This window comes from Bradyrhizobium sp. Pha-3, from assembly GCF_042258325.1.
GTDB lineage: Bacteria > Pseudomonadota > Alphaproteobacteria > Rhizobiales > Xanthobacteraceae > Bradyrhizobium > Bradyrhizobium elkanii.
In genome coordinates this window covers 9,250,998-9,264,509 of record NZ_CP170151.1, presented here as the reverse complement: position 1 = coordinate 9,264,509, position 13,512 = coordinate 9,250,998, and the positions used below count along the sequence as shown (strand labels likewise).

Here is a 13,512-nt window from a genome sequence, read left to right as displayed (position 1 = left end):
CGGAACAGGGTTCGCAGGTGTTGGCACCGCCGATACGTTGGAGTAGAAGCCCTGCCAACCGGACCCGGGCTAAGCCCGCATCCCACCTCATCTTCTTGACGCCGCCGCTGTAAAGCCTATTTCGCAACCTGACGGTCATTCACCTCGGAACGTCCCAATGCCGATTACCGATTTGGTCGCACCCGAGGCGATTCTCCCGGCTTTGAAAGTCATCAGCAAGAAGCAGGCGCTGCAGGAACTCGCCGCGCGTGCCTCCGCTCTGACCGGGCAGAACGAACGCGCCATCTTTGAGGTGCTGCTGCAGCGCGAGAAGCTCGGCACCACGGCGGTCGGCTATGGCGTCGCCATTCCGCACGGCAAGCTGCCCAAGCTGGAGAAGCTGTTCGGCTTCTTCGCCCGCCTCGAACGCCCGATCGATTTCGAGGCGATGGACGGCCAGCCGGTCGACCTGATCTTCCTGCTGCTGGCACCGGAAGGCGCCGGCGCCGACCATCTCAAGGCGCTGGCGCGAATCGCCCGCCTGCTGCGCGACCAGGACGTCGCCAAGAAGCTGCGTGCCTCGCGCGACGCCCAAGCGATCTACTCGGTGCTCGCGCTGCCGCCGGCGAGCGCGGCGTAGTCATCTGCATTCGCGAATTCGTTCGCGCAATTGTCACCAGGACATAGACTGCGCGCCACGCGGTGGCGCACATCAATGCGCGATCGTTTCAATCTCCGTAGCCCGGATGGAGCGAAGCGCAATCCGGGCTACGAAGCTCCATCCGTACAGGTCCGTCTTCTCCTTCCCCCTGAAAGGGGGAAGGTCGGGATGGGGGTCAGCCGCAGGCGACGCTGTATGTGGAGATTGCGAATCCCCACCCGCTTTGCTCTGGCGAGCAAAGCGACCTCCCCTTTTCAAGGGGAGGTTGGAGTCGAATCGTTCGCGATTCTCTCAGCAGATCGTCGGCAGCAGACGGCGGACTTCGTCGAGCAGATCGGGCACGGCCTTCTCGTCATTGGCGAGATGCCGGAGCAGCGCGCTCTGGAACAGGCCGTCGAACAGCGCATAAAGCGCCGCCGGCGACGATGCCGGCCGCTTGTTGCCGAGCTCGGCGTAGCGCGTGGCGATCCGCCAGATCATCGCTTCCAGGCTCTTGTCGATCTCGAGCACGTCCTTCCGGAACGCCGGTTCGAACATCGCCTGCGAGCGCAGATCGTACCAGAGCCGATGCATGCGCGCTTCGTTCTCGAGCGTGGCCGCGAGCTTGGCGAGGAAGCCTTCGGTCAATTCGTCGCGGCTGCGTGCTGTCGTCACCACCTCGTCATAGCGCGTCACGCATTTCGCCTTGTAGTGACGGACGCAGCAGCAGATCAGGTCGAGCTTGTCGCTGAAGTAGTAGTGAAACACGCCGTGCGTGAATGCGGAGTTCTGCGCGATCTCGCGCAGGCTGGTGCGCGCAAAGCCGAGCTCGCCAAGCGTTTCCAGCGCGGCCTCTGCGAGCTCGACGCGCCGCGCGTTGAACTTCTCGTCGCGCAGCGCCTCGGCCGCCACAGCCACGCGTTGGGCCGCCCCTGTCGCTTGCCGCGCCATTCCGTGCCTTTCCTCTGCTTCTTCCCTCGAGCAACTATACCGCGACGACCGCGGCGCGCTCCATCTCTTCACAACCATCCTCTTTGACACTTGTCAAATTCAGACTTGACAAGTGTCAAGTTCCTGGACGAGGGTTGGCGAAATAATTTGGACAACCGTCAAGACGGCTGACCAATCGACAAACCAGGAGGAAACGCACCGCCGGGGCGCGCCAACGCTGCGCCCTGCCGAGGCCGGCCGCGACCATCAATGCGCTCCAAATGCGCAGGCCCCGGCCCGCGCTGCCTCTGTCAGCACCACCATCAATCGGCAAGCAAAGGGAGGACTACGTCATGAGTGGGAAGAGCCTTGAAGGCAGGAAAGCCCTGGTCACCGGCGGCGCCCGGGGGATTGGCGCGGCGATCGCGCAGGCATTGGCGCGGTCCGGCGCCGCGGTCATGATCGGCGATATTCTCGACGACGCCGGCAAGGCCAGCGCCGCCGAGATCGCCAAGGCCGGGGTGAAGACCGGCTTCGTCAAGCTCGACGTCACTGACGATGCGCAATGGGAGCGGGCCGCCGCAGCGACGGTCGAAACTCTCGGCGGCTTCGACATCCTGATCAACAATGCCGGGATCGAGATCACCTCGCTGGTTGCCGACATCAAGGCCGAGGACGCGCGCCGCATGTGCGACGTCAACATCGTCGGCACCGTGCTCGGCATGAAGCACGCCTTCCGCGCGATGCGGCCGGGCGGCGCCGCGGGCAAGGGCGGCGCGGTCGTCAACATCGCTTCGGTGGCGGCGACGATCGCGTTTCCGAGCATCGCGGTCTATTCCGGCACCAAATCCGCGGTCGACCGCATGACGCGCGTTGGCGCGATGGAAGCCGGCAAGCTCGGCTATGGCGTGCGCGTCAACTGTATCTATCCCGGCCTGATCCCGACCGACATGGGCCTGCAGCTCGCCAATGACATCGTGAAGATCGGTCTCGCGCCCGACGTCAACGCCGCGGTCGGTTCGGTGGTGGAGCAGACGCCGCTCGGCAAGCTCGCGGAGGTCTCCGACATCGCCGACGCCGCCGTGTTCCTGTGCTCGAACGATGCGCGCTTCATCACCGGCATCGGCCTGCCGGTCGATGGCGGCATGGGCATGTAGCAACAAGGCCGACAACAAGCATTTCGGAGGATCGCAATGAGCGAGAAGAAGCCCGTCATCGTCTATGGCGCTTCCGGCTATACCGGCCGGCTGGTCTGCGAATATCTGCGCGAGTACAACATCCCCTTCATCGCCGCCGGCCGCAGCGCCGAGAAGCTCGACGCCGCGATGAAATCGAACGTGGCCGGCATCGAGACCGCCGACTACGAGGTGGTGTCGGTGCCGCACACCGTGGCCGCGCTGACTGAATTGTTCAAGGGCGCCTCGGTGGTGCTCAACACCGTGGGCCCCTTCGCCAAGTTCGGCGGCGAGGTGGTGCAGGCCTGCCTGGCTTCCAGGTGCCACTACACCGACACGACCGGCGAGCAGGACTGGCTGATCACGCTCGAGCAGGAGTTTGGTACGAAGTTCGCCAATGCCGGCCTGCTGCTGGCGCCGGGCATCGCGCAGATGTACACCACCGGCGAGATCGCCGCGCAGCTATGCCTTGAGACGCCCGGCCTCGACACGCTCGATATCGCCGTGTTCTGGGGCGGGAGCCCGACCATCGCCTCGACGCAGACCATTCTGGTCAACGCCGCGATGGCCAAGGCGTACTACCTGGAGCAGAACAAATACGTCGAGCATCAGCCCGATGCCGGCCTCTACAACCTCGCCATCCCCGGCCAGCACGAGCTGGCGCTGGCGCTGCCTTGGGGCGGCACCTCGCACCCGGTGTGGTTCAAGCAGGATCCGCGCGTCGCCAACGTGAAGGTGCTGGGCGGCGTGTTCAATCGTGCGCTCATGCTGGGCGTGCCGCAGATCGTCGCCGCAGCGCTGGAGGCGATCAAGGACATGAAGCCCGACGAGCGCTACGCCGCGCTGGCGCAGACCGCTGCCGGCGTGATGAACACCATGCCGCCGCGCGAGAACCCGCGCGTCAACAAGTCGCTGGATTCGGTGTATGCCTCCGGCCCGCTGGGGCGCGCGCACTGCGTCATCTACGGCAACAGCAACTACAAGCAGACCGGCATGCTGCAGGCCTATGCTGCCGCGCACCTGCTGCAGCAGCCGCCCAAGCGCGTAGGCTTCGCCTCCGCCTGTCAGGCGTTCGGCCATCGCGAGCTGCTCGGGCAATTGCGCAGTTTCGGCCTGGTCGGCAAGCCGGTCCTGACCGTGCATGACTGAGCTTGAGCCCCGATCGGATCGGGGCGCAACACTCCGTTCCCTGAAGCGTTTTCGTTTTGCTCGAAAACGCTCCTCCCGCGGGTGACGCGTAGCGCGTCACCCGCCTCTTGCGCGAGACCTGCCATGCGCTTCATCGATTATCTCGATAAGGGTGCCTCGCTCGGCGCCGACGCGCCGTGCCTCACTATGGACGGCCGCGATCTCAGCTACGGCGAGGTGCAGCGGTTGAGCTGTCGCATCGCACGCGGCCTCGAGCGATCAGGCATCGCTCCCGGCGAGAAGGTCGCGATCCTGTCCGGCAACGATCCGCTCGCTTTCGCCTGCGTGTTCGGCATTTCGCGTGCGGCTGCTGTGTGGTGCCCGATCAATCCGCGCAACGAGGCGGCCGAGAACAAGTTCATTCTCGATCAGTTCGATTGCAGCCTGCTGCTGTTTCATTCGAGCTTTGCGCCGATGGTCGAAGCAGTCCGCCAGAACCTGCCCAAGCTGCGCGCGCTGGTCTGTCTCGACGCCGAGTTGCCGTTCGCGCCGTCATTCGACCGCTGGCTCGGCGGACTCGCCGATGATGTCTATCAGCGTGAGACGATCGACGATCTCGCGATGATCCCGGGCACCGGCGGCACCACCGGCAAGCCGAAGGGCGTGATGCTGTCGGGACGCAACATCGAGGCGATGACCGCGCTGACCCTGATGGGCTACCCGTTCAAGGGTCGCCCGATTTATCTCGCGCTGGCGCCGCTGACGCATGCCGCCGGCGTGCTCTGTTTTCCGATCATGACGCTGGGCGGCCGCGTCGTGATCATGCACCACCCTGACATCGGCGAGTTCCTGGCGCTGATCGAGCGCTATCGCGTCACCCACACCTTCCTGCCGCCGACTGTGATCTACATGCTGCTCGATCATCCCGGACTCGATGCGGCCGATCGCGGCTCGCTGCAATGTTTCTGGTACGGCGCGGCACCGATCTCGGCGACGCGGCTCGCCGAAGCCCTGAAGCGGATCGGGCCGATGGCGCAGCTGTTCGGCCAGACCGAGGCGCCGATGATGATCTCGATGATGCCGCCCGCCGATCACTACAATCCGGACGGCACGATCGCGATGGAGCGACTCTCGTCGGCCGGGCGGATCGGCCCGCTGGTGCAGGCCGGCATCATGGATGGCGACGGCAAGCTGTTGCCGGCGGGATCGCGCGGCGAGATCGTGGTGCGCGGCTCGCTGGTCATGGAAGGCTATTACAAGAACCCGGAGGCCACGCGCGAGGCTTCGGCGCATGGCTGGCACCACACCGGCGATATCGGCTACGTCGACGGCGACGGCTACCTGTACATCGTCGATCGCGCCAAGGACATGATCATCACCGGCGGTTTCAACGTGTACTCGATCGAGGTCGAGAACGCGTTGCGTGCCCACGAGGCGGTGCAGGATTGCGCCGTCATCGGATTGCCTGACGACAAATGGGGCGAGCGGATCGTCGCCGTGGTGCAGCCGCGCGCCGGCCACACCGTCGATGCGTCAACGCTCGCCGCCTTCGTCAAGCAGCAGATCGGCAGCATCAAGACGCCGAAGCAGATCGAGGTCTGGGACGATCTTCCGCGTTCCAAGGTCGGCAAGGTGCTGAAGCCGGACATCCGCGCGCGGCTGGTGCAACGCTAGCCCGTGCGATCCGGTGTCTACCTCTTGCCGTACTCGGTGAAGACGTAGTCGCGATTCTGTACCACCGTGTGGCACGCATAGCCGCACTTCGCGTCGTTTTCCTGGGGCGGATTGTCGGCCGTGGTGGCGGGCCTGAACGCATCCGAGGCGGGATCATACTCGAACGCGCCGTATCCCCATCCGCCGCTGTCCGCGAACCTCTTGCTGTCCTTGACCATGAAGTCGACGTCGTGCTGCGCGCCCGGCACCGTCGGCTGACCGGGATACGCCTCCTGCTTCTTCGGGATCCAATGGATCTTCGCCATCTTGGCGCCATCCGGGAACGGCTTGCCATTGCCGGGTATGCCTTCCCGGAAGGCGCCGATCATCGCGGGATTCCCGAGGATCGCGGCGATGACGCCTTCGTTCTCGCTGATCGCGATCACGGGCCAGTCCTCGTATCCCCTGAACTCGGAGAACGCGAGACCATTGGGCACTTGCAGGCTGTACTTGTCCTGCGCGGAAATCGCGACACCGGTCGCGAGGACGGAAATCGACACCGAAGCAACGAGATTGATCAGCGAGCTCTTCTGCATGGTCGCATCTCCTTCAATCGATTTGGCGGCGAATAATTCTTGCTGGAAATTCCCTTGTCGCAGTGTTTCTCGCGGGAACTTATTACAGCACGGAAATGCACAGAGCGAAATGGAGCCGCGATCATGGTCCGCTGCCCAAGGCTGCGCAATGAATTGCTCACGTTGAGCGAGCTTTCGCTTGGCGATCGAAGACACGAGCACCTATTGACAACCAGCCGATGACGCCGGAAGACGGACGCGCGCAACATTGCGTGTGCGAACCAGGGATGACTGATGTCCCGCGATTTTCGCCTTGATCGCGTTCCCGTCGACGTTCTCGCTTACGAGCTCGCCGAAGAGAGGGTGAGTGCGCTCGGCCGCTTGGGCCGCGTGCTGGAACAGGCGCTCGCCAGGCTGCGCGAGTTCGATGCCGCCCATCCGCGCGATGAAGCGTCGACGTCAACACAACAGGCACGGCGCCTCCTGGTGCGGGAGGCCGGCCATGCGCTCTGGATGTTCGTGGTGCAGCGGGAGGCCTGCGGGCTGCGCAACAACCGCATGCTGATGCGCGATTACAACGTGCCCGGCGAGGTGCAGCTCAGCATGGGCCCGATGCTCGCCACCTCGACCTCATCGCCATGAAAAACGCGCGGGCCGCCTCGGTGACGAGGCAGGCCCGCGCATTGAATTCGCGGATGCTGAATTCAGCCGTAGATTTGCGTCAGTGGACGCTGACGGCCTGCAACTCGTTGCTCCATGCGTTCGCGACCGCGGCTTCGCGGCTGTCGGTCAGCATGATCGGCGTGCCGTCGGCAGCGTGCAGTGCGAACAGTTTGAGGCCCGGCGCGATCTTCGGCGCCTGCGGAAAGAGATCTGGCACGTCCTCGGAGCGGACCTGCTTCACATAGGCGATATGACCTTCGCCCAGATGGGCCAGCGCTTCCGGCGTGACGCTCTCGGATTCGATGGTGGTGGTACTCAGTTCACTCATGGTCTCGACTCCTCAGTCAGATAAGCGGTCGAGTCCGCTCGTTGTTTCTATTATTCGTGCTCACTGATAGCGATTGTCTTAATGACCCGTTCAGGTTCCGGCCTGGCCAGGTCAATCGACAACAACCCGTTCTTCAGATCCGCGCCCAGCACCTGCATCCCCTCCGCCAGCACGAAGGTGCGCTGGAAGTGGCGCGCGGCGATGCCGCGATGGATGTATTGCCGAGCCTTGTCGTCCTGCTGGCGGCCGCGGATGACGAGCTGATTTTCCTCAATAGTTACATCGAGTTGGTCGCGGGTGAAGCCCGCCACCGCCAGCGTGATGCGCAGCCGTTCAGGCTGCCCGTTGGTACGGTCGCACCGCTCAATGTTGTACGGAGGATAGCCGTCGGCGCCCTTCACGACGCGATCGAGCGCACGCTCGATCTCGTCGAATCCCAGAAGGAACGGACTGGACAACGATGGAACACGAGACATTACAAAGTCCTCTCGAAGCGACTTTGAGGGGCCCTTGCGGCGCCCCATGCAACCGGCGGGCCGTCTGGCCTCCGGTCAGTGAGGGATATGGGGGCGATCTGGATAGCGTTCAAGCAGCCCCGAAACCAGCCTAAACGCCCGCAACATGGGGGTAAATTCTTCCCGATCGGTTACTCCCCGACGCGCTTGCGGCCGTCGGCGGTAAAAAGATGCAGCTTGTCGCGGGGGGCGACGGCCCGGATCCGCTCGCCGATGGCGGGACCCGAGACGCCGGGAACCCGGACGATCACCTCGCCGGGCGGCAGCTCGCCCGGATTGGCGGCAACGCCCTGCTCCTCGCGCTGGCGGCTGCCATAGACGAAGGTCTCGGCGCCGACATGCTCGATCGCCTCGACGGTGAGGCCGAGCGCGACGCCGCCGGATGCGGTCTCGCTCGAGATCACGAAATCCTCCGGCCGGATCCCGACAATGCCGGCGCCGTCGGCGCCCGTGATCTGGGACTTCAGCTCGTCCGCGCGCAGCGGCATCAGGTTCATCGGCGGGGCGCCGATGAAGGAGGCGACGAAGGTGGTCGCCGGCTTCTGGTAGATCGCCAGCGGATTACCGACCTGCTCGACCTGGCCGCCGTTCATGACGACGAGGATGTCGGCGAGCGTCATCGCCTCGAGCTGGTCGTGGGTGACGTAGATCGACGTGGTGTTCAGCCTGCGCTGCAGTTTGCGGATCTCGACCCGCATCGCGATGCGCAACTTGGCGTCGAGGTTCGACAGCGGTTCGTCGAACAGGAACACTTTCGGCTGGCGCACGATGGCGCGGCCCATCGCGACGCGTTGGCGCTGGCCGCCGGAAAGCTGCCGCGGCTTGCGCTCCAGCATCGGTGAGAGCTCGAGGACGCGCGCGGCTTCCTCGACGCGGGTCTTGATCTCGGCCTCGGCCATGCCGCGGTTGCGCAGGCCGTAGGCCATGTTGTTGTAGACGCTCATATGCGGATAGAGCGCGTAGTTCTGGAACACCATCGCGATGTCGCGATCGGCGGGCTCGACCTGGTTGACGACGCGGCCGCCGATGTCGATCTCGCCGCCGGTGATGGTCTCGAGCCCCGCGACCATGCGCAGCAGCGTGGACTTGCCGCAGCCGGATGGGCCGACCAGCACACAGAACTGGCCGTCGCCGACGTCGACATCGACGCCCTTGATGGCCTCGAAGCCGCCGGGATAGGTCTTGCGGACGCTGCGCAGCGTGACGTTAGCCATTACTTTTCCGTCTCCACCAATCCGCGCACGAACAGTTTCTGCATCACGACGACGACGAACACCGGCGGCAGCATCGCGAGCAACGCGGTCGCCATCACGATCGGCCATTCGGTCAGCGCATCGGTCGTCGTGATCATCTTGCGGATGCCGACCTGAATGGTCTGCATGTCGTCGCGCGTGGTGATCAACAGCGGCCAGAGATACTGATTCCAGCCGAGGATGAAGAGGATCACGAACAGCGCCGCCATGTTGGTGCGCGACAGCGGCAGCAGCGTATCCCAGAAGAACCGGAACGGGCCCGCGCCGTCGATCCGCGAGGCCTCCAGCAATTCATCCGGCACGGTCATGAAGAACTGGCGGAACAGCAGCGTCGCGGTCGCTGACGCAATCAGCGGCAGCGAGAGGCCGGCATAGCTGTCGAGCAGGTGCAGATCGGCGACGATCTTGTAGGTCGGATAGATGCGCACCTCGACCGGCAGCATCAAGGTGATGAAGATGATCCAGAAGATCGCCATCCGGAACGGAAATCGGAAATAGACGATCGCGTAGGCCGAGATGATCGAGATCGCGATTTTGCCGACCGCGATCAAGAGCGCCATGATCAGCGAGTTCAGCATCATGTTGAGCACCGGCTCGCGGGTCGAGCCGCTCGTGCCGACAAACAGGGTCTGGTAGTAGGTCTCGAGGAAATGGCCGCCGGGCAGCAGCGACATCTGGCCGTTGGCGATGACGGCGTTGTCCTGGGTCGAGGCGACCAGCGCGAGATAGACCGGGAAGGCGACGATTGCGATCCCGATCCACAGGATGGCGTGAGCCAGATAGCGCTGGAAGCCCTCCTCCTCGACCATCAGTAGGTCACCTTGCGTTCGACGAAGCGGAACTGGATCGCCGTCAGCATGACGACGATGACCATCAGAATGACCGACTGCGCCGCCGACGAGCCGAGATTGCCGCCGAGCAGGCCGTCCGTATAGACCTTGTAGACCAGCGTCTCGGTCGCCTTGCCGGGACCGCCGCGGGTCATGGTGTCGATGATGCCGAAGGTGTCGAAGAAGGCGTAGACGATGTTGATGACCAAGAGGAAGAAGATGGTCGGCGACAGCAGCGGGAAGATCACGGTCCAGAACCGCCGCATCGGACGGGCGCCGTCGATCGCGGCGGCCTCGATCACGCTCTTCGGGATGCTCTGCAGCCCGGCGAGGAAGAACAGGAAATTGTAGGAGATCTGCTTCCAGGCCGCGGCGAGGATGATCAGGGCCGCCGCCTGGTCGCCGTCGAGCAGCGGATTCCAGTCGATGCCCATGGCGCGCAGATAGCGCGACAGCACGCCGAGCGAGGGGTGCAGCATGAACACCCAGAGCACGCCGACCACCGGCGGGGCCACCGCATAGGGCCAGATCAGCAGCGTGCGATACAGCGTCGAGCCGCGTAGCGGCCTGTCGGCCATGACCGCGAGCAGGAGCGCGAAGGACAGCGAGGAGACCGCGATCGCGAACGAGAACACGAAGGTTCGGACGATCGCCGCGAAATAGGCCGGCTCCTTGAACAGATCGAGATAGTTCTCGAACCAGACGAAGCTGGTGGAGAGACCGAAAGCGTCCTGCAGCAGGAAGGATTGGATCGCCGCCTGCACGGCCGGCCAGTAGAAAAAGATCAGGACGATCGCGAGTTGCGGGGCAACCAGCGCGTAAGGCAACAGCTTTGACTGGAAAATCGCTTGCTTTTGCATGGGCTCGGAGGAAGGGCAGGCCGCGGATGCGGCCTGCCGGTTGATGGCCCTAAAGCGCGATGAGATGAGGTTGGATCGTCATCGCGCTTTAGCTTGTCGTCTGGGCATGATCTTTTCGGAAAACCGCTGCGCGCCTTTCCGGATCATGCCCGAAGGCATCATGTCAGCGGACGGCGGTCTTTTCAAACTGCCGCAGCATCTGGTTGCCGCGCTCGACGGCGGCGTCCAGCGCCTGCTTGGCGGTCTTCTTGCCGGCCAGCGCCTGCTCGATTTCCTCCGACCACATGTCGCGCAGCTGCACCATGTTGCCGAGGCGCAGGCCGCGGGAATTCGCGGTCGGCTCCTTGTTGGTGAGCTCGAGCAGCGGGGTCTCGAGATAGGGCTGGTCCTTGTAGAAGCCCTCTTCCTTGGCCTTGGCGTAGGCTGCCTTGGTGATCGGCAGATAGCCCGAGGCCTTGTGGATCCAGACCTGGCGGTCGGTGTCCGAGAGGAAGGTCAGGAACTTGGCCACGCCCTTGTATTCCTCGGCCGACTTGCCGCCCATCACCCAGAGCGAGGCGCCGCCGATGATCGAGTTCTGCGGCGCGCCCTTGGCGTCGGGATAATACGGCATCGGCGCAGCGGTGAAGTTGAACTTGGCCTGCGCCTTGACGTTGCCGAAGAAGGCCGACGAGGTCAGGTAGATCGGGCATTCGCCCGAGGTGAAGCGGCCTTCGCCAGTGTTGGTGCGGCCGGCATAGTCGTAGATCTTGTCCTTCTGCAGCTCGACGAGGTTCTCGAGATGCTTGACCTGCAGCGGGCCGTTGAATTCGAGCACGGTGTCGAAGCCGTCGAGGCCGTTGGCCTTGCTGGCGAGCGGCACATTGTGCCAGGCCGAGAGCTGTTCGAGATTGACCCAGGTGACCCACGAGCCGGAGAAGCCGCAGGTGGCGTAGCCGGCTGCCTTCAGCTTCTTGGCGTCGTCGAACACTTGCGGCCAGGTCTTCGGAATCTCCGCGATGTTGGCCTTCTTCAGCGCATCGAGATTGACCCACATCACCGTCGACGACGAGTTGAAGGGGAACGACAGCATCTCGCCCTTGGAGGTCGAGTAGTAGCCGGTGATCGCGGGCAGATAGACGCTCGGATCGAACTTCTCGCCGGCGTCGGCCATCAGCTTGTAGACCGGTTTGACGGCGCCGGTGGCGGCCATCATCGTCGCGGTGCCGACCTCGAACACCTGCATGATGTGCGGCGCGTTGCCGGCGCGGAACGCGGCAATGCCGGCGTTCATGGTGTCGGCGTAGCCGCCCTTGTAGGTCGGGATCACCTTGTAGTCGGATTGCGAGGCGTTGAAGTCGTTGGCCAGCTTGACGATGACGTCGTTGTTGGCGCCGGTCATCGCGTGCCACCACTGGATCTCGGTCACCGCAAACGCGGGCGACGCGAATGCAAGCGCGGCAGCGGCTGCCGCGGCAGCACCTAGTCGTCGAAAGAACATCAAAACCCCTCCCAATTGGAACGTCGTCTTTCGTTGCGCGCGTTATCAGCGCCGGATGACGTTCAAATGACCGTATAAACGAAAGTCATGGTAGGGGGGAAGCCGAAGCGAAGGGAAGCGGTAAAAAAGGCGAAGACGGCAGCCGGCTCAGTGCGGTGCAGCGCCTGACGCGACGTTGCACCGCAGGGTCTGATCGTTTCCCGGCGCAGCGGACTGCGCATCACCTCGCCCCGTAAGAACGGGGCGAGGGAGCTGACCACCGTTGTGGTCGCTATTCGACTGCTCTCATGACGCCTTTAGCGCTTGCGCTGGGGGCCGCAGACCACGCCCTTTTCAACCAGGCCGTTGATCTCGTCCTTCGAGTAGCCGAACTCGCCGAGCACTTCCGCGGCGTGCTGGCTGAACTTCGGCGGCGTGCGGCGCAGGTTCGGCTTGGTGCGTTCGAGGCGGATCGGCGAGGCGACGCCCTTGTACCAATCCTTCTCGATGACGTCGCCGCGATGAATGGTGTGCGGGTTGGTCAGCGCCTGGTCGATCTTCTGCACCGGGCCTGCCGGCAGGCCGGCGGCGAGCAGCCGGTTGCACAGCGGCTCGGCCTCGTGCTGGCTGAACACCGCGGCCAGCTCGACGCGGAGCGCATCGCGGTTGGCGATGCGGTCCTTGTTGCGGGCAAAGCGCGGGTCAGTGCCTAGCTCGGGCTTGCCGATCTCCTTGGCGAGCTTGCGGAAGGTGCCGTCATTGCCGACGCCGATGAAGATGTTATCGGTCTTGGTCGGGAAGATCGCGTACGGAACGAGGTTGGGATGCTCGTTGCCGGTGAGCGATGGCGGCTTGCCATGCATGAAGTAGTTCGCGGTGTGCGGATGCATGATCGCGAGCCCGGTCTCGTACAGCGTGGTCTCGATGAACTGGCCGAGCCCCGAGCGCTGCCGCTCCGACAGCGCCATCAGGATGCCGATCGTGGCGTAGAGCCCGGTGGTGATGTCGACCAGCGGCACGCCGATCCGCATCGGGCCGCTTTCCGGCGAGCCGGTCGCCGCGATCATGCCGGTCATCGCCTGGATGATCGCGTCATAACCGGGATTGCCGCCGCGCGGGCCATCGGCGCCGAAGCCGGAGATCCGGCAGTGCACGAGGCGCGGAAATTTCGCGCGCAGCACGTCGTTGCCGATGCCCCATTTGTCGAGCGTGCCCGGCTTGAAATTCTCGATCAGCACGTCGGCGGTCTCGAGCATCTTCATCAGCACCGCGCGTCCGCCCTCGGAAGCGAGGTCAAGGCCGATCGAGCGCTTGTTGCGGTTGATGCCGACGAAATAGGCCGCATCCTCGTCATGGAACGGAGGACCCCAGTCGCGCACCTCGTCGCCGGCGGGCGGCTCGACCTTGATCACGTCGGCGCCGTGGTCGGCGAGAATCTGGGTGCAATACGGACCGCCGAGCACGCGCGTCAGATCGATCACGCGCAGGCCGGTCATCGCGCCCGTAGCCGCTGGGGTATTCATG

At 64.2% G+C, this 13,512-nt stretch carries 14 protein-coding genes; 5 read left to right on the top strand and 9 right to left on the bottom strand.

Annotation, left to right across the window (positions count from 1 at the left end):
• Positions 1 to 157 precede the first annotated feature (157 nt).
• Complete coding sequence (ptsN, locus tag ACE10X_RS44145; protein ID WP_016843543.1) at positions 158 to 619, top strand: PTS IIA-like nitrogen regulatory protein PtsN; 462 nt, start codon at positions 158 to 160, stop codon at positions 617 to 619.
• 312 nt (positions 620 to 931) lie between these two features.
• Here the strand turns inward: ptsN and ACE10X_RS44140 are convergent, their stop codons facing one another.
• A complete protein-coding gene (locus tag ACE10X_RS44140) occupies positions 932 to 1,570 on the bottom strand; it encodes a TetR/AcrR family transcriptional regulator (protein ID WP_051002754.1) in 639 nt (212 codons plus the stop codon).
• Between the two features lie 332 nt (positions 1,571 to 1,902).
• Here ACE10X_RS44140 and ACE10X_RS44135 point away from each other — a divergent pair, with 332 nt between their 5' ends.
• From ACE10X_RS44135 to ACE10X_RS44125, 3 genes are all read left to right on the top strand, one after another.
• Positions 1,903 to 2,706, top strand: a complete 804-nt coding sequence (locus ACE10X_RS44135) for an SDR family NAD(P)-dependent oxidoreductase (protein WP_016843541.1) — start codon at positions 1,903 to 1,905, stop codon at positions 2,704 to 2,706.
• A gap of 36 nt (positions 2,707 to 2,742) precedes the next feature.
• Positions 2,743 to 3,873 carry a DUF5938 domain-containing protein gene (locus ACE10X_RS44130; protein ID WP_038382653.1) on the top strand — a complete coding sequence of 377 codons (1,131 nt, stop codon included), beginning with the start codon at positions 2,743 to 2,745 and terminating at the stop codon, positions 3,871 to 3,873.
• A gap of 123 nt (positions 3,874 to 3,996) precedes the next feature.
• Positions 3,997 to 5,526, top strand: coding sequence for an AMP-binding protein (locus ACE10X_RS44125; RefSeq protein WP_038382652.1), 1,530 nt, complete (start codon positions 3,997 to 3,999; stop codon positions 5,524 to 5,526).
• A 17-nt stretch (positions 5,527 to 5,543) separates the two neighbouring features.
• Here ACE10X_RS44125 and ACE10X_RS44120 read toward each other — a convergent pair whose 3' ends face one another.
• Entirely contained in the window at positions 5,544 to 6,101 is a 558-nt protein-coding gene (locus tag ACE10X_RS44120; protein ID WP_038382651.1) for a cytochrome P460 family protein, read from the bottom strand.
• 273 nt (positions 6,102 to 6,374) lie between these two features.
• Here ACE10X_RS44120 and ACE10X_RS44115 point away from each other — a divergent pair, with 273 nt between their 5' ends.
• The gene (locus ACE10X_RS44115) at positions 6,375 to 6,722 is read left to right on the top strand and encodes a DUF6665 family protein (protein ID WP_038382650.1); all 348 of its coding nucleotides are present in this window, start codon (positions 6,375 to 6,377) and stop codon (positions 6,720 to 6,722) included.
• A 79-nt stretch (positions 6,723 to 6,801) separates the two neighbouring features.
• Here the strand turns inward: ACE10X_RS44115 and ACE10X_RS44110 are convergent, their stop codons facing one another.
• The 7 genes from ACE10X_RS44110 to ACE10X_RS44080 all read right to left on the bottom strand — a co-directional run bounded on the left by ACE10X_RS44110 (position 6,802) and on the right by ACE10X_RS44080 (position 13,511).
• Positions 6,802 to 7,071 (bottom strand): DUF1150 domain-containing protein, encoded by a 270-nt coding sequence (locus ACE10X_RS44110; protein WP_016843536.1) that lies wholly within the window; start codon positions 7,069 to 7,071, stop codon positions 6,802 to 6,804.
• Positions 7,072 to 7,121: 50 nt separating this feature from the next.
• Positions 7,122 to 7,547: an Hsp20 family protein gene (locus ACE10X_RS44105; protein WP_028341717.1), complete on the bottom strand. Its 426-nt coding sequence runs from the start codon at positions 7,545 to 7,547 to the stop codon at positions 7,122 to 7,124.
• Between the two features lie 170 nt (positions 7,548 to 7,717).
• On the bottom strand, positions 7,718 to 8,800 hold the full coding sequence (locus ACE10X_RS44100) for a sn-glycerol-3-phosphate import ATP-binding protein UgpC (protein ID WP_038382649.1): 1,083 nt from the start codon (positions 8,798 to 8,800) through the stop codon (positions 7,718 to 7,720).
• A complete protein-coding gene (ugpE, locus tag ACE10X_RS44095; RefSeq protein ID WP_028341715.1) occupies positions 8,800 to 9,648 on the bottom strand; it encodes a sn-glycerol-3-phosphate ABC transporter permease UgpE in 849 nt (282 codons plus the stop codon). Before ugpE ends, ACE10X_RS44100 begins: the two co-directional genes overlap by 1 nt.
• Positions 9,648 to 10,529: a sn-glycerol-3-phosphate ABC transporter permease UgpA gene (gene ugpA, locus ACE10X_RS44090; protein ID WP_304557385.1), complete on the bottom strand. Its 882-nt coding sequence runs from the start codon at positions 10,527 to 10,529 to the stop codon at positions 9,648 to 9,650. Before ugpA ends, ugpE begins: the two co-directional genes overlap by 1 nt.
• Before the next feature lie 163 nt (positions 10,530 to 10,692).
• Entirely contained in the window at positions 10,693 to 12,009 is a 1,317-nt protein-coding gene (gene ugpB, locus ACE10X_RS44085; protein ID WP_304557384.1) for a sn-glycerol-3-phosphate ABC transporter substrate-binding protein UgpB, read from the bottom strand.
• A 296-nt stretch (positions 12,010 to 12,305) separates the two neighbouring features.
• Positions 12,306 to 13,511 (bottom strand): CaiB/BaiF CoA-transferase family protein, encoded by a 1,206-nt coding sequence (locus ACE10X_RS44080; RefSeq protein WP_038382645.1) that lies wholly within the window; start codon positions 13,509 to 13,511, stop codon positions 12,306 to 12,308.
• Position 13,512: the final 1 nt, after the last annotated feature.